We start from the raw sequence: 23297 nt of genomic DNA on the forward strand, positions 1-23297 counted from the left end.
TCCGGATTCTGTCCCCCCGGAGCGGCATATGCTGTAAGCTGTGTCTCTCCGGATGAAACGAATCGTGGATCATGGGATGTTTTTGAGGGGCGGAAGCGGGCTTCGGCGCAGTCGGACAGGCAGGAACCAGGGCCAAGCCCGGTCTGCCATGCCCGGTAAGACCTCCCGGCAGGATGGCGCCAGCCTTGCCCCGGGCGCGACGGCCCCGAGCATGACGACTCCGGGAATGACGGCCCTGGGCGCGGCCACCCTGGGCGCCGCCGTCCTGGGCGCCGCCACGCTCCTCTGCCCTACCTCCGCCCGTGCCCAGTTGCTCGACCAGTACCTGCCCAACAACTACTACTCCCGCTTCTCCCTGGAGGCCTTCCCGGAGAACGTGCGGCCCGAGGACATGGACGTCACCCAGCGCCCGCGTCCTGAGGTGCAGCCGCTCGGTGTCCGTCTCGGGGCCTTCACCCTCCGCCCCAGCCTGGGCGAGTCCATGGGTGTCGACACCAACCCGATGGGCACCAAGCGGGGCGACACGATCGGCACCTTCAGCACCGATGCCGGCCTGGATCTGCGCTCGAACTGGGCGCGCAACAGCCTCTATGCCAGCGCCGGCGTGGATGACCGCCGCGTGACCGGGCGCAATGCGGAAACGCCCGATCCCAGCCGCACCAACTTCAGCACCACGGTCGGCGGCTCCTACGACATCGGTCGCGACACCCTGTCGGCCAGCGCCTCCTATTTCCGCCTGCACGAGGAAGCGACGGCCTTCGACGCCCAGACAGTGGCCGAGCCGCGCGCCTTCAACGCCTACGACCTCCGTGCGGCCTATCGCGCGGCCTTCAGCAACGTCTCCATCACGCCGGACCTCATCTTCCGGGCTTTCCGCTTCGTGGATGCCTTCGACGGCAACAGCACCTTCAACCAGAAGCTGCGCGACCGGAACGTCTATGACGGCGGCGTCACCGCGCGCTACGCCGTGGCGCCCCGGCGCGACCTGGTCGCCGTGGTGCGCGGCGGCCGTTCCGACTACGTGAACTACGACCCCAACTACGGCAAGCTGGGCTCCAACACCGTGCTCGCCCTGGCCGGCTTCGACGACAGCAGCGGCGCCGTGTTCCGCTACCGTGCCCTGGTCGGCTACCAGGTCCGCTTCTTCGACGCGACGGGCGCCAAGAACCGCTCCTCGCCGGTCTTCGAGGCGGCGGTCGCCTGGTCGCCAACGCGGCTGACCACGATCAGCGGCCTCGCCTCGCGCCGGATCGAGGACACCTCCACCGACACGCTGCAGGGCTATACCTACAACCAAGCCCAGATCGCGCTGGACCACGAGCTGCTGCGCAACGTGCTGATCGGTGCGCGGGCCGACTACCTGCACGCCAAGTACACCGGCGGCGGCGACAGTACCGTGATCGGCACCGGCGCCTATGCCACCTGGCTCGTGAACCGCAACATCTCGCTGCGCCTCAGCTACGACTTCACCAACCGCGACGGCAGCGACAGCGGCTCCAACTACGACCGCCACCTCGCGCTGCTGCGGGTGGGGTTCGGCCTGTGAGGATCGGACAGCGTCCCCCCCGGCGCACCGGCACCCCTCGCCCATGCTCCCCACCCACCGGCTCCGGCCGGTCCGGGCCGGGGAGCCTTCCTGCCCTCAACCCCTCGGAGGAACTTCTGTCCGTGCCGCACTCTTCTCCCTTTTCCGCCACGCGAGCGCGGCCCCGCCGGCCCTTCCGCCTGGCCACCGCCGCCGTGCTGGGCCTGAGCCTGATGGCCAGCGCCTGCGCCCCGGGCCGTGACCTGCAGCCGCTGACCGAGGCCCAGCCCTCCGCCTACCGCCTCGGCGTCGGCGACGGGATCCGCGTAACCACCTTCGGCGAGGACCAGCTGGGCGGCGAGTTCAGGGTGAACGACGCCGGCAACATCGCCTTCCCGCTGCTCGGCAGCGTCAAGGCCGCGGGGCTGACCTCCTCGGAGCTCTCGGCCCGGCTCGCCGCCGAGATGAAGCGCCGCCAGCTGCTGCGCGACCCGAACGTGGTGGCCCAGGTGCAGACCTACCGCCCGGTCTTCGTGCTGGGCGAGGTGGCGAAGCCCGGCGAGTATCCATACCAGCCCGGCATGACGATGCTGACCGCCGTGGCGGTGGCCGGCGGCTTCACCTACCGCGCCGTGACCGACCGCGCCTCCGTGGTGCGCATCACCGACGGCAAGGGCCAGGAGGGCCTCGTCGCCCGCCAGAGCCTGATCCAGCCGGGCGACGTGATCAACGTCTTCGAGCGCCGCTTCTGATGCGCGGGCGGCTCCTGCCGCCCGTCGCCGGCGCGTGATGGTGACCGTCTCGCGTCCCGGAGGAAAGGCTCTGCCTTTCCCCCGGACCCCCTATCCGCCAGGACCCTGAGGGTCCTGGACCTCCCGTTCGTTGCCTCTTCGCTGCCGGCCGGATCGCGCCGGAGAGCATCGCTCTCCGGCGGACTGCCAGTGCCACCAGCGCGGACAGGGTGCCTTCCTTCTTTCCGGGAGCCCCGCGTCTCCACCTGCTCCACGGATCAACCCACGGGCTGACGGCCACCACGCGGAGCCAACTCAGGCCCGGGGTCCGGGGACCGGCTTCGGTCCCCGGCGGAGAGGGGGTCCGGCGGGAGAGGCAGAGCCTCTCCCCCGGCGGGCAGCCACGGAGCGCAACGCCCGAACACTCAGGAGACGCCGCCCGCCCTGTCCCCGCCCGCGAGAAAACGCCGCAGCCGTTCCGAGCGTCCGGCGCGGAAGATCTCCGCCGGCGAGCCTTCCTCCTCGACCAGCCCCTGGTGCAGGAAGACGACACGCGAGGAGACGTCACGGGCGAAGCCCATCTCATGCGTGACCACCAGCATGGTGCGCCCTTCCTCCGCCAGGGAGCGCATGACGCGCAGGACCTCACCCACCAGCTCCGGATCGAGGGCCGAGGTCGGCTCGTCGAAGAGCATCACCTCCGGCCGCTGCGCCAGGGCGCGGGCGATGGCGGCGCGCTGCTGCTGACCACCGGAAAGATGCGCCGGGTAGTGGTCGCGCTTGTCGGCGATGCCGACGCGTGCCAGCAGTGCTTCCGCTTCCGCGACGCATTCGGCACGCGGGCGCTTCTGCACATGGACCGGCACTTCGATCAGGTTCTCCAGCACCGTGCGGTGGGACCAGAGGTTGAAGCTCTGGAAAACCATGCCGATGCGCGTGCGCAGGCGGTTCACCTGCCGCATATCCACGGGCCGCGTGCCGTGCCGCGTGTGGCGCAGGGCAATGGCCTCGCCCGTGATGCTGACCTCGCCGCTGTCGGGCACTTCCAGCATGTTGATGCAGCGGAGCATGGTGGACTTGCCGGAACCGGAGGAGCCGAGGATCGACAGCACCTCGCCCCGCCGGGCCTCCAGCGAGATGCCCTTCAGCACCTCCAGCGGGCCGAAGCTCTTGCGCAAATCCCGCAGCCTGACGACGGGCGCGTCGCTCATGCGGTCCCTCCCTTTCCGATGGCCGCCGCCAGGGCCGGGGGCCGCCCGGGGTCCAGCCGGCGCTCCAGGGCATGGACGAGGCGCGTCAGCACGAAGTTGATGACGAGGTAGATGGCCCCGGCCACGGCGAAGACCTCGACCGTGCGGTAGCTCTGCGCGATCAGCTTCGCCGCGATACCGGTGATCTCCATCAGCGTGATGATCGACGCCAGCGAGGTGGCCTTCACCATCAGGATCAGCTCGTTGCCATAGGCCGGCAGGGCCTGGCGCAGCGCCAGCGGCAGCACCACGCGCCGCAGCAGCAGCCAGCGCCCCATTCCGGCGGCGCGTGCGGCCTCCATTTGCCCGCGCTGCACCGAGGCGAGGCCGCCCCGGATGATCTCCCCGCCATAGGCGGCGGTGTTCAGGGTCAGCGCGATCACCGCGCACCAGGTGGGATCGCGCAGCACGGGCCAGAGAAAGGACGTGCGTATCTCGCGGAACTGGCTGAGGCCGTAATAGATGAGGAAAAGCTGCACCAGCAGCGGCGTGCCGCGGAAGACGAAGATGTAGAAGCGCGCCGGCCAGTCCAGCCAGCGCAGGCCGGACCGCCGCATCGCCGCCAGCAGCAGCGCCAGCACGGCGCCGAGGGCGACCGAACTCGCTGCCAGTTGCAGCGTCAGCGGCACCCCGGTCAGCAGGCGCAGGAAGGTGTCGGCGAGGAAGAGAAGATCGAGGGACAGGTCCATCAGCCTCTCCTCAGCCCACGCAGGGCGTGCCGCTCAGCCCGCCGCAATCCCCAGCCGGAGAGCGAGGAGATGACGAGATAGAGGATCGCCGCCCCCAGAAAGAAGCTGAAGGGCTGGCGCGTCGAGCCCGCGCCGATCTGCGCCTGGCGCATCAGCTCCACCACGCCGGTGACGGAGATCAGGGCGGTGTCCTTCAGCACGATCTGCCAGACATTCCCCAGCCCCGGCAGGGCATGGCGCAGCACCAGCGGCGCCACGATGCGGCGCAGGCGCAGCAGCCGCGGCATGCCGGCGGCAAGGGCGGCCTCGATCTCGCCGGCCGGCACGGCGCGGAAGGCACCGCGCAGCACCTCGGTGTGATAGGCGCCGCAGATCACGCCCACCGCCAGCGTGCCGGCGAGGAAGCCGGGCAGGCTGAAGAACCCCCCGGCGCCAAGGAGATGCGCGAGCGGCGTCAGGATGGCGGAGGAGCCGAAATAGAAGAGGTAGATCACCAACAGCTCGGGGATGCCGCGCAGCATCGTCGTGTAGGCATCCGCCAGCGTCCGCAGCAGCCTTCCGCCGCCGAGCTTGGCCCAGGCGCCCAGCGCCCCGATGGCCAGCCCCACCAGAAAGCCGGACAGGGCGACGGCGAGCGTCACCAGGGCGGCCAGCAGCATGGCGGCGCCCCAGCCCTGTGGGCCGAATCCCATCAGATCGAGGAAGCCCGGCGGGTTCATGCGGTTCCTGTCCCCCTGCCGCCCTGTCGCAGCAAGGACCATGCCGCCGGGGAGCGGACAGGCTGGCTTCCGCCCCTGCCGGCCGTGCTCAGGCGATCCGCTCCAGATCCTCCCGCCGCACCGGATGCAGTGGCGCCTCCCCGATCAGGAAGCGCTCGATCCCGGTGAGGCCGAGCGCGGTCATGCGCCAGGGCTTGCTGCCGGAACGGCGTGGACCCTCATCATCGGCTGCCCCCGTATCACCACCAATGCTTCCGCTCCGCCGATCGCAGGGCGCTTTCCAGATCGGGCAGGTCCTGGTGCCAGAGCCGCTCCCATTCCAGGCTCAGCAGCCCGGCATAGCCATCCGCGCGCAGAGCGGCCATCAGCGCCTCCATGGGGAATTCCCCTTCGCCCGGCAGGACGTAGCTGTAGCCGAAGCGTTCGCTCGGCCGCGAAACGCTGTCCTTCACATGGATATGCGCGACATGCGAGCGCAGCATCCGCCACGCCTCGACCGGATGTGCGCCGCCCTTGCGCCAGGTGTGATGGGAATCCCAGAGGATCAGGCACCCCGGCTCCATCTCCAGGAAACGGCGCAGCGTCGCGGGATCGGCCAGCGCGTCATGCGTCTCGACGGCGATCTCCACGTGCCAGCCCCGCTCCCGCCGCAGGTGCCGCCACCAGGACAGCGTCTCCCGCGCCTCCTCCAGCTCCGCCGCATCCCCGATGCGGCCGCCGTCGAAGACGCGCAGGCTGTCCACGCCCATCGCCTCGGCCCAGGGCAAAAAGCGCAGGAAGGCGTCGCGGTCCCCAGGTCCGTTGCCGATCAGGCGCAGCGAGGTGCCGATGGCCGCCACCCGTACCGGTGCCTCCGCCAGCCGTGCCGCGAGGCGCTCCGGACTGCCATAGCGCCGCTCGAACAGGCCGGGCAGTTCTACCGTGCCCTCCAGCGCGCGCAGTTCCACACAAGGAATGCCGTGCCGTGCCGCGAGGGCCAGCACATCCTCCAGCGCCAGCTCCGCGCAGCCCAGCGTGGAAAAGGCGCGCCGCATCGCGGCTTTTCCGGGTGCCGTCATGGCCGGGGCGATGCCCGGTTCGCCAAGGGGCGCCCCGCATCCTCGGGCTCGCCGCAAGGCAGGAGCCGGAAGGCGGACAGCACAGCGCGCCGGGTGATGCAGGATGCCTGCATGACGTTCTCCCTCACGGTTCTGACCGTCTTCTCTCCGGGCCGATGCCCGGCGCGGCCGCCTCCGCCGAGGTAACCGTAGGGTTACCTCCTGGCCTGGTCAATGAAACCCGGGCCGCCCGCGCCCCGCTCCTATCCTGGCCGGAACTGCACCAGCAGCCGCCCGTGCAGGGCCGAGACCCCCACCTGCGCCCGCACGCCGAAGACCGCCTCGATGCGCTCCTCGGTCAGCACAGTCTCCGGCGGCCCGGCGGCGACCACGCGACCGCCCTGCATCAGCGCCACCTCGTCGCAGTACATGGCGGCGAGGTTCAGGTCGTGCAGCGCCACGATGCTGGTCACCGGCAGGCGCGCCACCAGCCGCAGCAGTTCGAGCTGGTGCTTGATATCCAGATGGTTGGTCGGCTCGTCCAGCAGCAGCTCGGTCGGGGCCTGGGCCAGGGCGCGGGCGATCTGCGCGCGCTGGCGCTCGCCGCCGGAGAGGGTCTGCCAGCGCTGTCCGCGCAGCGCCTCCAGCCCCACCTGCCGCAGGGCCGCGCTGACGGCCGCCTCGTCGGCCTCCGTCCAGCCGGAAAGCGGGCCGCGATGCGGCACGCGGCCGAGCCGCACCACGTCGAGCACGGTGACCGGCGCCTCGGTCACCGCATGCTGCTCGACGAAGGCGGCGCGCCGGGCGATGGCGGCGCGCGAAAGCCGGGCGATGTCCTCGCCGCCCAGCGTCACCACCCCGCTCGCCGTGCGGCGCAGCCCGGCCAGCAGGCGCAGCAGGCTGGACTTGCCGGAGCCGTTGGGGCCGAGCAGCCCCAGCATGCGCCCTGGCCGTGCGGCCAGCGTCACGCCATCCACGATCATGCGCCGCCCGCTGCCCCAGGAGACACGCTCCGCTGCGACGCTCATGGGCGTGGCGCCCGTGTCCGGCCCCGGGGGAGGCGCCGGGTGGCAAGGTCAGCCTGCCGCCCGATCCCGCAGGGCAGGCGGATCAGCGGGGCTCCCGGAAAGAAAGAAAACACCGTCTCCGCGCTGACGGCACCCGCAGTCGCCGGAGAGCCAGGCTCTCCGGCGCGATGCGGCCGCAGCGAGCGCCAACGAACCGGGTCCAGGGCCCGCAGGGTCCTGGTGGATAGGGGGTCCGGGGGAAAGGCGAAGCCTTCCCCCCGGGGGGCGCGACGTTCAAGCATGAGGCACCCCCCGCCTCACACCGAACGCCGGGACCGGCAGAGGATCACGGCGAAGGCCGGGGCGCCGAACAGGGCCGTCACCACGCCGATCGGCAGGGTCTGCTGCGGCACCAGGATGCGCGAGAGGATATCGGCCAGCACCGCCAGGATCGCGCCCATGATCAGCGAGGCCGGCAGCAGCCGCGCGTGGGAGGGGCCGACCAGGAAGCGCGCTGCGTGCGGCACCACCAGCCCGACGAAGCCCACCGTGCCGGTGATGCTGACCAGCACCGCGGTCATCGCCGCCGTCACCGCGAAGAGCAGGGCGCGCACCCGGCCCACCGGGATGCCCAGCGTCATTGCCGCATCGGCGCCGAAGGTGAAGGCATCCAGCGCCCGGGCCTGGAACAGGCAGACGAGGCTCGCCACCAGCACGGTGGGCGCGGCGAGAGCGAGGTCGGGCCAGCGCACACCGCTGAGGTTGCCGAGCAGCCAGAACATGACGCCGCGCGCCTGTTCCGCATTCGCGGCGGTGGTGACGACATAGGCGGTGATGGCGTTGAAGAGCTGCGAGGCGACGACGCCGGCCAGGATCACCCGCTCCGCCCCGCCGCCGGAGGCCCTGGCCAGGGCGGCCACGGCCAGCAGCGCGGCGAGCGCGCCGAAGAAGGCGCCGCCGGAGAGCGAGACCAGCCCGCCGCCCAGGCCGAGCACCACCACCATCACGGCGCCGGTCGAGGCGCCGGCGGAGATGCCCAGCACATAGGGCTCGGCCAGCGGGTTGCACAGCAGCGCCTGCAGCACCGCCCCCGCCACCGCCAGCCCGCCGCCCAGGCAGGCCGCCATCAGGGCGCGGCTGAGCCGGTAGTCCCAGATCACCCCCTCCTGGATGCGGCTGACCGCGTAGCCCGCGCCGAGGAGCCGGTTGGCCAGCGCCTTGAGCGTGGTGGCGAGGGGGACCGGCATCTCGCCCACCGAGACGGCCAGGGCGATGCAGAGGCCGAGCAGCAGCAGTGCCAGCAGGGCCAGCGCCAGCCGGGCGGCCCGGCCGGTGGCGCCGGGCCGGGCCGTCACCAGGCCGCGGATCGCCGGCTGGGCGGCCTCCAGCGGCATTCCGTCGCTGGCCAGGCCACTCACGGCTTCGTCCCGCTTCCCTGGGCCGGGCTCCGGTCGGCCGGGATCTGCTTCTCCAGGTCCTGGATGCCCCTGGCCACGGCCTCGATGCCGTCGATGGTGCGCAGCGTCGGGTTCATCGACTGTGCGCCCACCACCACGAAGCGCCGCGCCCGCACCGCCGGCATCTGGCTGGCGACCGGGTCCGCCTCCAGGAACTGGCGCTTGACGTTCACGTCGTCGGCGGGGAAGCGGCGGCGCGTCATCTCGCCCATCACGATCACCGAGGGGTTGGCGGTGGCGATGGCCTCCCAGCTCACGGTCGGCCATTCCTCGGTCGTCTGGATGACGTTGCGCAGGCCCAGCAGCCGCGCGATGTAGCCCGGCGCGCCATTGGTGCCGGCGACGAAGGCATCGCCCTTCACGTCGCGGCTGGAGAACCAGAAGACCACCGGCAGGCCCTGCGCCCGCACCGAGGCGACCGCCGCCACCGCGTCGGCCTCGCGCTTCCTGAGCTGCGCCACCAGCGCGGCGCCGCGGTCCTGTACGTCGAAGATCGCGGCGAGGTCCTGGATCTCCTGGTAGAGCAGCTCCATCGTGTAGGGCTGGCTCCGCACCCCGTCGCCGCTGCCGGAATTGTCCTTGCCCGTGCAATCCGAGGGCGAGATGTAGGTGGGGATGCCAAGGTCGGTGAACTGCTCCCGCCGCCCGACCCGCCCGCGTGGCCCGACATGCCATTCGAGCTGTACGGTGACGAGGTCAGGCTCCTTGCCCACCACGGATTCGAAGCTCGGGTCATTGTCCGCGAGGCGGGGGACGCGGGCGTTCTCCTCGGCGAATTGCGGCAGCACCGGCTCCACCCAGAGCGCGGTGCCGGCGATCCGGTCGCCAAGGCCGAGGGCGTAGAGGATCTCCGTCTCCGACTGGCCGATGGAGACCACCCGCCGCGGCGCCTTCGGGAAGGTGAGGTCGAGGCCGCAGTTGCGGATGTGCAGCGGATAGCGGGTCGGCTCCGCCGCCGGCCGCGCCATGGCGCTGGACAGCATGAGGCCCGCACCAAGGGCGATGCCGGCGAGGCGCAACAGCCTGCCCCGTCGCGGAAGGGCCAGGGCCGAAAGCATCGGAAGGGACGGCATGGATCAGGCTCCCGCCTCCGGAGCACCCCGCCCGGCGGCCTGGTGAAGCGACGACGGCAGGTCTCCTGGCTCGCGGCTTCCGGTCGTGGCGCGGGGCGCCATGCCGGCTTCGCGGGCCCTGTCTTCCCGGGCCCCGGCCTCCATGGAGGACGCGGGCTCAGTGACCCGCTCTGCCGCCTCCGGAAGGGGCGGCAGGGCGGACGGGCCAGCGGGGGACCGCTGACAGTTGCGGGGGCAGCGGCCGACTTGCTCCCGGGCGCGGGGCCCGGCCGGAGCGCACGGCCTTCCCTTTTCACCCGCTCGCGCGGGACCGTCGACGGGCGAACCTAGCCCGCGCGGGGGCCGGCGGGCAAGGCGGCGCCGCGCCGCCCGCGGCGCGCGATCCCCCGCCCCGCCGCGCAGCACCGGCACGCCGGCCAGGACATGTGGCAGGGCCATGCCGTGGCGCTGGCGGTGGGCGGCATCGAAGGCCGCGCGCTCCAGCGCCTCGCAGCGGTCGAGATGGCGCAGCAGCAGCCGTTCCGCCCGTTCCGAGGAGGCATGGCGCCGCCGCCACAGGCGCCAGAGGAGATGCGCGTTCACCGCCCAGGCGTCATAGGCATGCTCCTGCATCCGCCGCCGCACGGCGGGCGGCAGGGCGTCGAAGCAGGCCCATTCGTCGCCATCCCAGCGGCGCCAGACCGCTTCCCGGACGGTGTTGTCGTTTCCCGGCACGCCGCTCACCCCCAGGCCGGGAAAGGGTCCGGCAACCGGGCCCAGGCGCGCGGTCCACCCCGCATCTCCGCCCCGGTCAGCAGGCAGGCATCGAGCTGCCGGCGCAGCGCCGCCTCGTCCATCCCGGCACCGATGAAGACCACCTCCTGCCGCCGGTCCCCGAAGGGCTCCCGCCACTGGGCGCGGATGCCGTCCCGCCATTGCGGATCGTCCGGCCAGCGCGAGTGGTCCACCGCCGCGAACCAGTAGCCCGCCGCCTCATGCCGCCCGACCTGCCCGGCGAGCTGCCAGGAGCCGGCCCAGTCCATGCGCGTGGCCAGCCAGAAGAAGCCCTTGGCCCGCACCACCCCTGACAGGTCGGATTCGATGAACGCCTTCCACCGCGCCGGGTGCAGCGGCTGCCGCGCCCGCCAGACGAAGGAGCGGATGCCGAACTCCTCGCTTTCCGGCAGGTGCCCGCCCGCCAGGGCCTGGGCCCAGCCCGCCGCGCGCTGCGCCCGGGCGAAGTCGAAGCGCCCCGTGCCCAGCACCTCGGACAGCGCGACGCGGCCGTGGTCGGCGGCGATGATGGCGGCCCCGGGGTTGAAGGTGGCGAGCAGCACGGCCAGCCGCTCCCGCTCCGCCACGTTCATGCGGTCTATCTTGTTGATCACCAGCACGTCGGCGAATTCGACCTGCTCCACCAGCAGGTCCACCAGCAGCCGGTCGTCCTCCTCGCCCGCCACCTCCCCCCGGGCGCGCAGCGTGTCGGCGGAGCCGTAGTCGCGCAGGAAGGCCGGGCCATCGACCACGGTCACCATCGTGTCCAGCCGCGCCAGGTCGCCCAGGCTGCGCCCCGCCTCGTCGCGGAAGTCGAAGGTCGCCGCCACCGGCATGGGCTCGGCGATGCCGGTGCTCTCGATCACCAGCGCGTCGAAGTGCCCTTCCCGCGCCAGGCGGGCGACCTCCACCATCAGGTCCTCGCGCAGGGTGCAGCAGATGCAGCCATTGCTCATCTCCACCAGCTTCTCGCTGGTGCGGGTCAGCACGCCCTCCGCCGAGGGCGCGCCGGCGACCAGCGCGGCGTCGATGTTCACCTCGCTCATGTCGTTGACGATGACGGCGACGCGCTGGCCCTCGCGGTTGGCGAGGATGTGGTTCAGCAGCGTCGTCTTGCCCGCGCCCAGGAAGCCGGAGAGCACGGTGACGGGGAGACGGGTGTCAGAGGGCATGGTCATGCAGCGGAATCCGTCCGGCTTCGTCGAGGCAGAGGAGCAGCCGGGGCACGGGCGGGCCGTCCATCGGCGGGGAGCGGTGCACCAGCCCGCGGCCGGGCGCGGAGGGGTGGGCATCGCCCTTGAGGATCGCGGCATCGCCGGTGCCCAGGCGCACGGGCACGGGCCCCTGCCGCGGGTCGTGGGCACGGGCGGCCTCCGCCCCGAACAGGGGCAGCCATTCCGTGCCCGCCCCGGCATAGGTGCAGAGCAGGCGCAGTCCCACCGCATCGGCATGGAAGCGGCGGCAGGCATCGCCGGCGACGCCTTCCAGCCGGGCCTGGATGCGCTTGCGGCCGAGGATCACGGAGAAGCTGACCGCCAGCCAGCGGATGTCGCGCAGCAGGGCGGGCGGCAACGGCGCCGGCAGCTTCGCGGCGAGGCGGAGGGCGCAGTCCTCGGCCTCCTCCTCCACCGCCACGCGGAAGGGGGCGAGGCGCAGCAGGGCCTGCAGGCCGGTGGGTTCCGGCGGCGGGCGCTGCCAGATGGCGAGCGGCACGTCGGGCCGGCGGATCTCCATCAGCACGCCAGGGTCGGCGGCGGCCAGGATGCGGAGGGCGCCGTCATCGGGCGCGGTCAGGGTCTCGCTGAGGAACACGACCTGGGGTTTATACGGAACGTTATAACATTACAACACCTGGATCGCTGCTCCCGGATCCTGGGGCCCCGGGGGCTTTGCCCCGGGGCCGGAGGCCGCCCGCTACCAGCTCCGCAGGCGGCGCAGGCGCGGGGTCTTCTTGTGCTGGTGCTCGCCCATGCGCCCGAGCAGCGAGTCCAGCTCGGCGATGGCGCGGTGCAGGTAGGGGCCCTTGTTCAGCATGACGCATTCGGCCCGCGCCGCCATCGCGGCGTCGGTCATCTCGCCGCGCGAGGGCGCGCCCTTCTTGATCAGCCGCTCCAGCACCTGGGTCGCCCAGATCACCGGTACATGCGCGGCCTCGCCCAGCCAGAGGATCTCCTCCTGCATCTCCGCCATCCGGGCGAAGCCGATCTCCACCGCCAGATCGCCACGCGCGATCATGATCGCCGTCGGCTGCTGCCCGGCGGCACGCGTCAGGATGGCCGGCAGGGCACGGACAGCCCGCGTGGTTTCGATCTTCAGGATCAGCGACAGGTTCCGCCAGTCGTCGGGCCGGCGGCGCTGCAGCTCCTCCTGGAGCAGGGCCACGTCCTGGGCCGACTGCACGAAGGAATAGCCGATGCCATCGGCATGCCGCGCGACGAAGTCCAGGTCCTGCCGGTCCTGGTCGGTCAGCGCGGCGCAGTGCAGGTCGGTGTCGGGGAAGTTGATGCCCTTCTCCGCCTTCAGCTTCATGCTGCCGCCCGCCACGGTGCTGACGCGCGCCACCAGCCCCCAGCTCTCCACCCGCTCGATGCTGGCGCCCAGCTTGCCGTCGTCGATGAACAGCCGCTCTCCCGGCCGGACCATGGTCAGCACCTCGCCCAGCGTGCATTCCACCGCCGCATGCGGCCCCTCCAGCGCCACCGCCCCGATCCCGCCGGGCGGGGTGACGACCAGCCGGTCGCCTTCCGCCACGCGGTGCGCGCCGGCCACCCGCACCTCGCCGGTGCGGATCTTCGGTCCGCCCAGATCCATGATCACCTTCATGCGCCGGCCGGTGGCGGCCTCGGCCGCATGGACATGCGCGATCATGCGCTGCCAGGCCTCTCGCCCGTCATGGGCGCAGTTGATCCGCACCGCCTCCACGCCACGCTCCGCCAGCTTCCGCATGAAGGCGGGGTCGTCGGCGGCCTCGCTCGGGCAGGTGACCAGCAGATGCACCGGCCGCTGCGGCGAGGCCGGGCCCAGCACCATCCGCGTCCGTTCCGCGAGGTGGCGCTCCCCGTCGAAGAAGGCGGCGGGCGACACCAGTGGCTCCTCGGGCGGCCGCCCGGCCAGGGCCGCCAGGGCACGCTCCACACTTTCCAGCACGGGCAGCACGCGGCTTTCCAGCCGGCCCAGCGAGGAAAGGCCCAGCAGCATCAGCGGCCGCTGCAAGGGCCGCAGGTCCCGGTGCCGCAGCGCCAGATAGCAGGCGAGGTTCTCCGCGCCTGGCCGGAAGTCGGGCTGGTGGAGCGAGCCCTCCCATTGCCGCACCAAGCCGCGCCCTTCCTCGCGCACCGCCTTCAGCAGAGCCCGGATCTCGGCATGCAGGGCCGGCACGTCCACCGGCCGGTCCTCCTCGGGGATTGGCTGCCCTGCAGCTTCGGAAGACCGGGCGGGATCATCGGACATGCGGCATCTCCTGCGGGACAACCGCCTTTCTAGCGCGGCCTGCCCGGCCCCGGCGTGAAGCTGCCGTGACGCGGCGCCGACAAGGCGTGCCGGATCAGCCCCGCTTGGCCTGTGCCGCCATGCGCACCGTGGCATTGGCCGCGCCGAAGCCGGTGGCGCCGCGGCGCTCGATCATCTCGAAGAAGAAGCGGTGCTCGAAGGCGCGCAGGTAGAAATGCAGCAGCTCGCCCCCCGCATCACGGTCGTAAAGCACGTCATGCTGCTGCAGCCTGCGCAGGAAATCGTCGTCCAGTCCCCATTTCGCCTGCAGGTCGTCGTAGTAGTTCGCCGGCACCGACAGGGTTTCCGCCCCGCGCCGGCGCACGTCCCGAACGCTGGCGAAGATGTCGGCCGTGTCGAAAGCGATGTGGTGCACGCCCGCCCCGGCGAAGGCGGTGACGAAGCGGCCGGTGGAGGTCTTCTGCCCCTCCGAGATGTTCAGCGGCAGGCGCAGCGCGCCGTTGCCGGACACCACGGCGCGGCTGCGCACCAACCCCTGCGGATCGGCGAGGTCCCAGATCGACTGCGGCTCCAGCCCGAAGACACTGCGCCAGAACAGGACGGCGGAATCCATCGTGCCGTTGGGCAGGGCGAGCGCGACATGGTCGATGCCGGCGAAGCCGCTGTCGCCAGCCACCACGCCTTCCTCCAGCATGGCGAAATCGTCCTGCCAGCAGCTTTTCCCCGGCCGCGGCGCCTCGGCCAGCAGGATCAGCGTGCCGTCCGTGTTGCGGATGCCCGAGATCGGCAGTTCGCCCTCGCCCCGGTGCTCCTGCCAGTCGGAGCAGAGCAGCTTGCGGGCGCGCGTCAGGGTCTGCTCCACATCGTCCACCCGCACGGCGAAGGCGCAGACCGAGGGACCGTGGAGCTGGAAATGCTCGGAGGCGGCGCTATCCTGCTCGCTGTTCAGCACCAGGGAAACATCGCTCTGGCGGTAGAGGTCCACATCCTTGCTGCGGTGCCGTCCGACGCGGCGGAAGCCGATGCGTTCCAGATAGGTGGCGAGCTTGCGCCGCGCACCCTCGTCCACCGCGAATTCCAGGAACTCCACCCGCTCCGCCACCGGCGGCGGCGGCAGGTCCAGCACGCCGGTGCGGGATTCGGTGAAGATCAGCGAGCGCAGCCCGTCGCGCGCCGTGGCACGGGCCGGAAGGGTGCGGAAATCGTCGTTGAAGATTTCCAGCGACAAGGGGCCGCGATAGCCGGAGGCCACCACCGCGCGGGTGAAATCCTCCACCGGCAGGTCGCCCTGGCCGGGGAAGTTGCGGAAGTGCCGGCTCCAGGACAGCACGTCCATGGTCAGCTTCGGCGCGTCGGCAAGCTGCACGAAGAAGATGCGATCGCCGGGCACCTGGGCGATGCCGGAAGGGTCGTCGCCCAGGGACAGGGTGTGGAAGCTGTCGAGGATCAGCCCCAGGCCAGGGTGGCCCGCCTGCTGCACGATCTTCCAGGCATGGCTCCAGCGCCGGATGTTCTGGCCCCAGGCCAGGGCCTCGAAGCCGACGCGCAGGCCGCGCTTCGCCGCCCGCTCCGCCATCTCCCGCAGGTCGGCGGCGGCCCGTGCATCGTCGTCCAGGCTGTGCGGCTGCGTGTTGGAGCAGACCAGCAGCAGGTCGGTGCCCAGCGCCTGCATCACGTCGAACTTGCGCTCGGCGCGGTCCATGTTGCGGGCGCGCTGCGGCTCCGGCATGGCCTCGAAGTCGCGGAAGGGCTGGAAGATGGCGATCGCCAGCCCCAGGTCGCGCGCCGCCTTGCGCACATCGGCGGGCGTGCCCTCGAAGGTGAGGAGGTCGTTCTCGAAGATCTCCACCCCGTCGAAGCCTGCCGCGGCCGCCGCCTCCAGCTTGTCGAGCAGGTTTCCGCTCAGCGAGACCGTGGCGATCGAGCGCGCGAAGCGCGACTTCGTGGGCAGCATGGCGGTCTTCCGGATGCTCGGGTCGGTAAGCCTCAGGTCAGGAGGCAGGGACCTGCGGGATCCCCAGCATGTCACGGGCCTGCCGCGCCGTCGCGACCGGCCGGTCGTACCGCGCGCACAGTTCCGCCACCCGCTTCACGAGCTGGGCATTGCTTTCCGCCAGGGTGTTCCTGTCCCAGCGGATATTGTCCTCCAGCCCGGTGCGGACATGGCCACCCATCTCCAGCGCCCAGTGGTTGACCTCCAGCTGGTGGCGGCCGATGCCGGCGGCGGTCCAGGTGGCGTCGGGCAGCATCTCCCGCAGCTTCCGGACCTCGAACTCCAGGATGTCGCGCTTCGCCGGCAGGGCGTGCTTCACGCCGAGCACGAACTGCACATGCGGCGGCGGCTTCAGCAGCCCCTGGTTCACCATGTCCACCGTGTTGTAGAGCATGGCGAGGTCGAAGGCCTCGATCTCCGGCTTGATGCCGTAGTCCAGCATCTGCTGCGCGAGGTGGCGCACGAAGTCGGGCGGGTTCTCGTAGACGATGGTGGGGAAGTTCACCGAGCCGGTGGCCAGCGAGGCCATGTCCGGCTTCAGGTAGAGCATCGCCCCGCGCTGGTCCAGCGAGCGGCCGCGCCCGCCGGTCGAGAACTGGATGATGATGTCCGGGCAGTGCTTGCGGATGCCCTCCTGCAAGGCCGCGAACTTCTCCGGGTCGGAGGAGGAGCTCTCATCGGCATTGCGGACATGGACATGGACCAGGGCGGCCCCGGCCTCATAGGCGGCCTGGGTGGATTCCACCTGTTCCGGGATGGTGATCGGAACGGCGGGGTTGTCCTTCTTGCGCGGCACCGAGCCGGTGATGGCCACGCTGATGATGCAGGGCTCGCCCATGGTTCCGTTTCCTCCCCGGTCCTGCCGTCCGTCTCAGACGCGCTCGATCAGGGCCGCGATGCCCTGGCCGACGCCGATGCACATGGTGGCGATGGCGCGCTTGCCGCCCAGCGTCTCCAGTGCGTTCACCGAGGTCAGCGCGATGCGCGCGCCCGATGCGCCCAGCGGATGGCCCAGCGCGATGGCGCCGCCATGCGGGTTCACCTGCGGCGCGTCGTCCGGCAGGCCCAGGTCGCGCGTCACCGCCAGCGCCTGACTGGCGAAGGCCTCGTTCAGCTCGATCAGGTCGATCTCGCCGATCGACAGGCCGGTGCGGGCCAGCAGCTTCTTCGTCGCAGGCGCCGGGCCGAAGCCCATGATGCGCGGCTCGACACCGGCCGTGGCCATGCTCACCACCCGGGCGCGCGGCGTGAGGCCGTATTTCCGGGCCGCCGCCTCGCTGGCGATGATCAGCGCCGCGGCGCCGTCATTGACACCCGAGGCATTGCCCGCCGTGACCGTGCCGGGGGTGCGGAAGGGGGTCTTGAGCTTGGCCAGGCCCTCCAGCGTCGTCTCGGGGCGCGGGTGCTCGTCCACCTCCACCACCGTGTCGCCCTTGCGGCCGGGGATGGTGACGGGGACGATCTCGCGGGCGAAGAATCCCGCCTCCTGCGCCGCCTTGGCCTTCTGCTGCGAGCGATAGGCGAAGACGTCCTGGTCCTCGCGCGAGATGCCGAACTGCTCCGCCACGTTCTCGCCCGTCTCGGGCATGGAATCCGTGCCGTAGGTCTTCTTCATCATCGGATTGACGAAGCGCCAGCCGATGGTGGTGTCCTCGATCCTCGCCTCGCGCGAGAAGGCCGTCGCCGCCTTGCCCATCACGAAGGGCGCGCGGGTCATGCTTTCCACGCCGCCGGCGATCACCAGCTCCGCGTCGCCCGAGCGGATCATGCGCGCCGCCGTGCCCACGGCATCGAGGCCCGAGCCGCAGAGCCGGTTCAGCGTCGAGCCCGGCACCGCCACCGGCAGCCCGGCCAGCAGCACCGCCATGCGGGCCACGTCGCGGTTGTCCTCGCCCGCCTGGTTGGCGCAGCCGACATAGCAGTCGTCCACCGCCGCCCAGTCCACGCCCTTGTTGCGCTCCACCAGGGCGCGGAAGGTGTGGGCCAGCAGGTCGTCCGGGCGCACATCCTTCAGCGCGCCGGCATAGCGGCCGATCGGGGTGCGGACGAAGTCGCAGATGTAAGCGTCAGCCATGGTTCGCTCCCCTCTCAATCGGCCTGGTGCAGCCGGGCGCCGGTCTTCGCCTGCAGCGTGTCGAAATCCAGCCCCGGCACCATCTCGCGCACCACGAAGCCCTGCTCCGTGATGTCGATCACCGCGAGGTTGGTATAGACCCGCGTCACCGCGCGCCCGGCGGTCAACGGATAGGAGCATTCCTCCACCAGCCGCGGCCTGCCGTCCTTGGTGGTGTGCTCCATCACCACCCAGAGGCGCTTGGCGCCCACCGAGAGGTCCATGGCCCCGCCCACGGCGGGGGCGCTGTCATTGGCCGAGGTCGCCCAGTTGGCGATGTCGCCGTTCTGCGCCACCTCGAAGGCGCCGAGCACGCAGAGGTCCAGGTGCCCGCCCCGGATGATCGAGAAACTGTCCGCGTGGTGGAAGAAGCTGCCGCCCGGGGTCAGCGTCACATGCTGCTTGCCGGCGTTGATCAGCCAGGGATCGACCTTGCCTTCCTCCGGCGCCGGGCCCATGCCCAGCAGCCCGTTCTCGGAATGGATCACCACCTCATGGCCCGCCGGGATCTGGTCGGCCACCAGGGTCGGCACGCCGATGCCCAGGTTGACGTACCAGCCCTCGGGAATGTCCTTTGCCACGCGCGCCGCCATCTGCGGGCGGCTGAGCGGCCTGAAGTTCACCGTCTCCGACATGTCTCGCTCCTCCGCCTCAGCTCTGGGGATCGCCGTAGGGAACATGCACCACGCGGTCGGTGAAGATGCCGGGCGTGACGATGGTCTCCGGGTCCAGTCCCCGCTCATCCTCGCAGAGATGCTGGGTCTGCACGACGGTGCATTTGCCCGCCATGGCCATCACCGGATTGAAGTTCCGGCCGGACTCCCGATAGACGAGGTTGCCCCAGCGGTCCGCCCGCCAGGCCTCGACCAGCGCGACGTCGCCCGGCAGGGCCTCCTCCAGGATGCAGGGGCGGCCATTGTACTCGCGCACCTCCTTGCCCTTGGCCAGCAGCGTGTTGGCACCGGTCGGGGTGAAGAAGGCCGGCACGCCCGCGCCCGCGGCACGCATCCGCTCCGCCAGCGTGCCCTGAGGCACGATCTCCAGCTCGATCTTTCCGGCCTTGTACAGCTCCTCGAAGACCACCGAGCCGGAGGAGCGCGGGAAGGAGCAGACGATCTTGCGCACCCGCCCCAGCTCCATCAGCTTCGCCAAGCCGGTGCGCCCGGTGCCCGCGTTGTTGGCGACGACGGTGAGGTCCTTCGCCCCCTGCTCCGCCAGCCCTTCGATCAGGGCATTGGGCTGTCCCACCGGGCCGAAGCCACCGATCAGCACGGTGGACCCGTCCTTCACCCCTTCCAGCGCCTCCGCGATCGAGCGGACGAATTTGTTGATCATGCGGTCTTCCCGTTGCGGCGCGGAAGGGTCGCCGCCTGCTGCAGCACCCGGTCGATGAAGAGGCTGGCCGCGCCCAGATAGCCAGCCGGATCGGTAAGGGCCTCGATCTTCTCCCTGTCGAGGCGGGAGGACACCTCCTCCTCCCGCGACAGCGCCTCGGCGAGGGGCACCCCCTCCTTCAGCGCCACGTCGCAGGCATGGTGGACGGCATGGTGCGCCTGCTCGCGCCCCAGCACGGGGGCGAGGCCCATCATCACCGCCTCGGCCATGATCAGCCCGCCGGTGCTGTCGAGGTTGCGGCGCATGCGTGCGGCATCCACCGTCATCCCCTCGGCCACCAGCACGGCCTGCTCCAGCGCGCCATGCGTCAGCAGCAGGCTCTGGAAGATCGCCAGCGGCTCGGCCTGCCAGGGGCCGGTGCCGCGTTCCTGGTCGTGCGGCAGGGCGGCCAGCATCTGCGGCACCAGCGCGCCCACCCCGCGCGCCTGGGCGATCACGTATTCGCAGGCGATCGGGTTGCGCTTCTGCGGCATGGTGGAGGAGCCGCCACGCCCGGGGGCATGCGGCTCGGCCACCTCGGCCACCTCGGTCTGCATTAACAGCATGACGTCGGTGGCGAACTTGCTGAGCGAGCCGGTCAGCAGCCCGCACCAGGAGACCAGCTCGGCGAAGCCGTCATGCGCGACATGCCAGGGGATCTCCGGCTCGGCGAGGTCCAGCTCCCGCGCCAGCCCGGCCAGCACCTCCGCCCCGCGGTCGCCCAGCGAGGCCAGCGTGCCGACCGCGCCGCCGAACTCCACCCGCAGCACGCGCGGCCGCAGCTCCGCCAAGCGCTCCCGCATCCGCAGCAGGGGCGAGAGCCAGACGGCGCATTTGTAGCCGAAGGTCACCGGCAGGGCATGCTGGAGATGCGTGCGCCCGGCCATCACCGTGCCGCGATGCTCCTCCGCCCGCGCCGCCAGCGCGGCGCAGACCCGGTCCAGGTCCCGCTCGATGATCGCCAGCGCGTCGCGGATCACCAGCACCGTGGCGGTGTCGAGGATATCCTGGGTGGTGGCGCCCCAATGGGTCCAGCGCCCGGCTTCCGGCCCGGCGGCCTGGGAAAGCTGCTTCACCAGCCCCACCACCGGATAACCGGTGTTGCGGGTGGAGATGGCGAGCGCGGTCATGTCGAGCTTTCCCGCCCGCGCCGCCGCGGTGATGGCGGGCGCGGCTTCCGCCGGGATCAGGCCCAGCCGGGCCTCGACCCGGGCCAGCGCCGCCTCCACGTCCAGCATGCGCTGCAGCCAGGCGCGGTCGCCCGCCGCCTCGCGCATCGCCTCGCTGCCATAGAGGGTGCCGAAGACCACGCTGTCGGCGGGGTTGACGCTCATGCCCGGGGCACCCCTTGCGTCGCCGCGCGGCTCATCGCGTCTCCTCCTCCATCTCCTTCAGGGTCTTCTTGGCCAGTTTCAGCGCATGATTGGCCGCCGGCACGCCCGCATAGGCGCCCACCTGCAGCAGGACCTCCGCGATCTCCTCCGGCGAGACGCCCGTGTTGCGCGTGGCGCGCACATGCAGGACGAACTCGTCCTCCCGTCCCAGCGCCGCCATCATGGCCAGGGTGAGAAGGGACCGCGTGTGCCGTGGTAGCCCCGGGCGGGTCCAGATGCCACCCCAGACATTGCGGGTGATGTAGTCCTGGAAGGGCTGGTCCAGCGGCGTCACCGCGGCGCCGGCACGGGCGACATGCGCCTCGCCCAGCACGGCTTTCCGCACCGCCAGCCCGGCAGCATAGGCGTCGCCCGCCGCGACCGGCGCCTGGGCGGTGAGGAAGCCACGCATCGCCGCGACCACCGCCTCCGGGCGCTCCATGGTCGGGATATGGGCGGTGTCGGGGATCACCTCCAGCCGCGCGCCGGGGATGGCGTCGCGCAGCGCCTCGGCGCTGGCCAGCGGCGTCGCCTGATCGCCATCGCCCACCAGCACCAGTGCCGGCACGCTCAGGCGGCGGGAGGTCTCGGTCAGGTCGGCGGCGGCGATGGCCTCGGCGGCGCCGGCATAGCCTTCCGGATCGGTCCGGCGCAGCATGGCGCGCAGCGCATCGGTGCGCGGCTCGCCCAGTGAGGCCGGCGTCACCCAGCGCGCCACCACCGTTTCCACCAGCGGCTCCATGCCCTCCGCCCGCACCGTGGCGGCGCGGTCGATCCAGCCCTGGGCCGGGGGGATGGCCAGCGCCGTGTCCACCAGCGTCAGGCTGCGCACCCGGCCCGGCGCCTGGGCGGCGAGCGACTGGGCGATCATACCGCCGATGGAGATGCCGGCGACATGCGCGCTCTCCACCCCCATCAGATCCAGCAGGCCCAGCATGTCGCGGGCCATGCCCTCGATGCTGTAGGGGCCGGGGGTGACGCCGCTCATTCCATGGCCGCGCAGGTCCGGGCGGATGACGCGGTAGCGGTTCGAGAAGGCCTGGGCCGGCTCCTCCCAGATCCCGGCATTCGTGCCCAGCGAGTGGAGCAGGAACAGGACCTCGCCATTGGCGGGGCCGGAGACCTGCGCCTGAAAGGTGGTGCCATCCAGACGGAGAAACATCGTGAGCCTCCCGAAAACCTGGCCGGGGCCCGTTTGGGTCCCTGGCTGGAACCTTGACTGGGACAAAGCCGCCCGGTCACGGCTTCGCCCTTTCGCGCCGGCTCCGCAAGTCCCGTTTCCGGAAAGATTTTCCGGAAACGGACGCCCCTGCCCTCCCCGGCGCCGGAGGTCCTGGCGGGTCAGCCCGTCCTGCCGCCCACCATTTCCGCGAAGTGCCGCAGCATCCGCTCGGGGTCGGGTTCGCGCCAGGTGAAGAGGCGGAAGGCCTGCACCGCCTGAAAGACCGCCATGCCGCCGCCGCTCAGCGTCCGACAGCCGAGCGCGCGGGCGGTGCGCAGCAGTTCCGTTTCCAGCGGGAAATAGACGATCTCGGAAACCCAGAGCGCCGGCCGCAGCAGTTCCGCCGGCAGCGGCAGGCCGGGATGCGCGGCCATGCCTGTGGGCGTGCAGTGGACCAGCCCGTTGGCCGCCGCCATGGCCGCCGGCAGGTCGGCGCAGGCCACCGCCCGGCCCGCACCGAAACGCTCCGACAGCGAGGCGGCGAGCGCCTGGGCCCGGGCGGGGTCCATGTCCTGGATCGTCAGTTGTCCGACGCCCATGGTCAGCAGCGCATGCGCCACCGCCACCCCGGCGCCGCCCGCGCCGAGCTGCACCACCCGGTCCAGCGCCACGCCGTCCATGTTGCGGCGAAAGGCCTCGGCATAGCCGGACCAGTCGGTGTTGTGGCCGATCCGCCGGCCGTCGCGCAGCAGCACGGTGTTCACCGCGCCCAGCGCAGCCGCGTCGGGGGACAGCTCGTCCAACAGCGGGATCACCGCCTGCTTGCAGGGATAGGTGATGTTGAGCCCGGTGAAGCCCATGCGCCCGGCCGCCTGCAACAGCTCCGGCAGTGCCTCCACGCCCAGGCCGAGAACTTGCAGGTCGATCAGCTTGTACTGGGAGCGCAGGCCCTGCTCGTCACCCTCCCGCTCATGCATCGCCGGGGTCAGGGAGGCCTGGATGCCGTGGCCGATGAGCCCGCAAAGGACCGTCTGGCGCGGCGTCACTTCGCCTCCCCGATCAGGCGGGCGACGCGTTGCAGCGCCAGCGTGTAGCCCTGGGTGCCGAAGCCCGCGATCACGCCGCTGGCTGCCAGCGTCACATAGGAATGGTGCCGGAAGCTCTCGCGCTGATGCACGTTGGAGATGTGCACCTCGATGATCGGCCCCTCGAAGGTCTTCAACGCATCGAGGATGGCCACCGAGGTATGGGTGAAGGCGGCGGGGTTGATGACGATGCCCGCCGCCACCTCCCGCGCCTCATGGATCCAGTCGATGATCTCGTATTCGCGGTTGCTCTGGTGGAAGCGGATCTCCAGCCCCAGTTCCGCAGCCGCCCCGCGGCAGTCTCGCTCCACATCGGCCAGGGTCTCATGGCCGTAGATCTGCGGCTGCCGCTTGCCCAGCAGGTTCAGGTTGGGTCCGTTCAGGACATAGACCAAACGTGTCACCGGGGCACCCTCCCTATCGGATCTCGGGACCCATGGCCGATCGGCATTCCGGTCCGGCAGTCCGGCCTGGGACGGCGCTGGATGTGGACTAACCGGTTAATC

At 71.3% G+C, this 23297-nt stretch carries 21 protein-coding genes, 1 pseudogene and 1 riboswitch; of the genes and pseudogenes, 2 read left to right on the forward strand and 20 right to left on the reverse strand.

The features are described from left to right. Positions 1–148: 148 nt before the first annotated feature. Positions 149–1546: an outer membrane beta-barrel protein gene (locus CTJ15_RS17175; protein WP_151904052.1), complete on the forward strand. Its 1398-nt coding sequence runs from the start codon at positions 149–151 to the stop codon at positions 1544–1546. A 122-nt stretch (positions 1547–1668) separates the two neighbouring features. Next, a complete protein-coding gene (locus tag CTJ15_RS17180; RefSeq protein WP_083755658.1) occupies positions 1669–2277 on the forward strand; it encodes a polysaccharide biosynthesis/export family protein in 609 nt (202 codons plus the stop codon). A 404-nt stretch (positions 2278–2681) separates the two neighbouring features. On the opposite strand, the gene CTJ15_RS17185 is transcribed toward CTJ15_RS17180, so the two are convergent. The 20 genes and pseudogenes from CTJ15_RS17185 to aroQ form a co-directional block, all read right to left on the reverse strand. Beyond that, positions 2682–3467, reverse strand: a complete 786-nt coding sequence (locus CTJ15_RS17185) for an ABC transporter ATP-binding protein (RefSeq protein WP_019463111.1) — start codon at positions 3465–3467, stop codon at positions 2682–2684. Then, positions 3464–4195 (reverse strand): ABC transporter permease, encoded by a 732-nt coding sequence (locus CTJ15_RS17190; RefSeq protein ID WP_099781757.1) that lies wholly within the window; start codon positions 4193–4195, stop codon positions 3464–3466. The genes CTJ15_RS17185 and CTJ15_RS17190 overlap by 4 nt, the downstream gene beginning before the upstream one ends. Beyond that, positions 4195–4914 (reverse strand): ABC transporter permease, encoded by a 720-nt coding sequence (locus CTJ15_RS17195; protein WP_019463113.1) that lies wholly within the window; start codon positions 4912–4914, stop codon positions 4195–4197. The genes CTJ15_RS17190 and CTJ15_RS17195 overlap by 1 nt, the downstream gene beginning before the upstream one ends. 239 nt (positions 4915–5153) lie before the next feature. Next, a complete protein-coding gene (locus CTJ15_RS17200; RefSeq protein WP_075823243.1) occupies positions 5154–5948 on the reverse strand; it encodes a sugar phosphate isomerase/epimerase in 795 nt (264 codons plus the stop codon). A 266-nt stretch (positions 5949–6214) separates the two neighbouring features. Continuing rightward, complete coding sequence (locus tag CTJ15_RS17205; protein WP_099781758.1) at positions 6215–6979, reverse strand: ABC transporter ATP-binding protein; 765 nt, start codon at positions 6977–6979, stop codon at positions 6215–6217. A 296-nt stretch (positions 6980–7275) separates the two neighbouring features. Further along, entirely contained in the window at positions 7276–8376 is a 1101-nt protein-coding gene (locus CTJ15_RS17210) for an iron ABC transporter permease (protein WP_216348713.1), read from the reverse strand. After that, positions 8373–9488 carry an ABC transporter substrate-binding protein gene (locus CTJ15_RS17215; RefSeq protein WP_226945970.1) on the reverse strand — a complete coding sequence of 372 codons (1116 nt, stop codon included), beginning with the start codon at positions 9486–9488 and terminating at the stop codon, positions 8373–8375. The genes CTJ15_RS17210 and CTJ15_RS17215 overlap by 4 nt, the downstream gene beginning before the upstream one ends. Positions 9489–9525: 37 nt before the next feature. Then, positions 9526–9818, reverse strand: a riboswitch (cobalamin riboswitch). Positions 9819–10019: 201 nt separating this feature from the next. Then, positions 10020–10211 (reverse strand): annotated as a pseudogene (locus CTJ15_RS24880) (DUF6525 family protein); the annotation flags it as partial. Further along, on the reverse strand, positions 10208–11419 hold the full coding sequence (gene zigA / locus CTJ15_RS17225; protein ID WP_075822474.1) for a zinc metallochaperone GTPase ZigA: 1212 nt from the start codon (positions 11417–11419) through the stop codon (positions 10208–10210). The pseudogene CTJ15_RS24880 and the gene zigA, both read right to left, overlap by 4 nt. Continuing rightward, positions 11403–12053, reverse strand: coding sequence for a DUF1826 domain-containing protein (locus tag CTJ15_RS17230; RefSeq protein WP_075822473.1), 651 nt, complete (start codon positions 12051–12053; stop codon positions 11403–11405). Before CTJ15_RS17230 ends, zigA begins: the two co-directional genes overlap by 17 nt. 102 nt (positions 12054–12155) lie before the next feature. Continuing rightward, complete coding sequence (locus CTJ15_RS17235) at positions 12156–13691, reverse strand: pyruvate kinase (RefSeq protein ID WP_083755499.1); 1536 nt, start codon at positions 13689–13691, stop codon at positions 12156–12158. 94 nt (positions 13692–13785) lie between these two features. Then, positions 13786–15645 carry a bifunctional sugar phosphate isomerase/epimerase/4-hydroxyphenylpyruvate dioxygenase family protein gene (locus CTJ15_RS17240; RefSeq protein WP_083755498.1) on the reverse strand — a complete coding sequence of 620 codons (1860 nt, stop codon included), beginning with the start codon at positions 15643–15645 and terminating at the stop codon, positions 13786–13788. Between the two features lie 37 nt (positions 15646–15682). After that, complete coding sequence (locus CTJ15_RS17245) at positions 15683–16522, reverse strand: 3-keto-5-aminohexanoate cleavage protein (protein ID WP_075822472.1); 840 nt, start codon at positions 16520–16522, stop codon at positions 15683–15685. Between the two features lie 33 nt (positions 16523–16555). Continuing rightward, positions 16556–17758 carry a 3-oxoadipyl-CoA thiolase gene (gene pcaF / locus CTJ15_RS17250; RefSeq protein ID WP_019461699.1) on the reverse strand — a complete coding sequence of 401 codons (1203 nt, stop codon included), beginning with the start codon at positions 17756–17758 and terminating at the stop codon, positions 16556–16558. A 14-nt stretch (positions 17759–17772) separates the two neighbouring features. Further along, positions 17773–18432 (reverse strand): 3-oxoacid CoA-transferase subunit B, encoded by a 660-nt coding sequence (locus CTJ15_RS17255; protein ID WP_019461700.1) that lies wholly within the window; start codon positions 18430–18432, stop codon positions 17773–17775. Positions 18433–18448: 16 nt separating this feature from the next. Further along, positions 18449–19132, reverse strand: a complete 684-nt coding sequence (locus CTJ15_RS17260) for a 3-oxoacid CoA-transferase subunit A (protein WP_019461701.1) — start codon at positions 19130–19132, stop codon at positions 18449–18451. Further along, positions 19129–20505 (reverse strand): 3-carboxy-cis,cis-muconate cycloisomerase, encoded by a 1377-nt coding sequence (pcaB, locus tag CTJ15_RS17265; protein WP_019461702.1) that lies wholly within the window; start codon positions 20503–20505, stop codon positions 19129–19131. Before pcaB ends, CTJ15_RS17260 begins: the two co-directional genes overlap by 4 nt. Before the next feature lie 31 nt (positions 20506–20536). Continuing rightward, on the reverse strand, positions 20537–21706 hold the full coding sequence (pcaC, locus tag CTJ15_RS17270; protein ID WP_099781759.1) for a 4-carboxymuconolactone decarboxylase: 1170 nt from the start codon (positions 21704–21706) through the stop codon (positions 20537–20539). A gap of 179 nt (positions 21707–21885) precedes the next feature. Next, positions 21886–22752 carry a shikimate dehydrogenase gene (locus CTJ15_RS17275; RefSeq protein ID WP_075822825.1) on the reverse strand — a complete coding sequence of 289 codons (867 nt, stop codon included), beginning with the start codon at positions 22750–22752 and terminating at the stop codon, positions 21886–21888. Then, complete coding sequence (gene aroQ / locus CTJ15_RS17280; RefSeq protein WP_026033298.1) at positions 22749–23195, reverse strand: type II 3-dehydroquinate dehydratase; 447 nt, start codon at positions 23193–23195, stop codon at positions 22749–22751. The genes CTJ15_RS17275 and aroQ overlap by 4 nt, the downstream gene beginning before the upstream one ends. Between the last annotated feature and the right edge of the window lie 102 nt (positions 23196–23297).

It is taken from the genome of Roseomonas sp. FDAARGOS_362 (genome assembly GCF_002754815.1).
Taxonomy (GTDB): domain Bacteria; phylum Pseudomonadota; class Alphaproteobacteria; order Acetobacterales; family Acetobacteraceae; genus Roseomonas; species Roseomonas mucosa.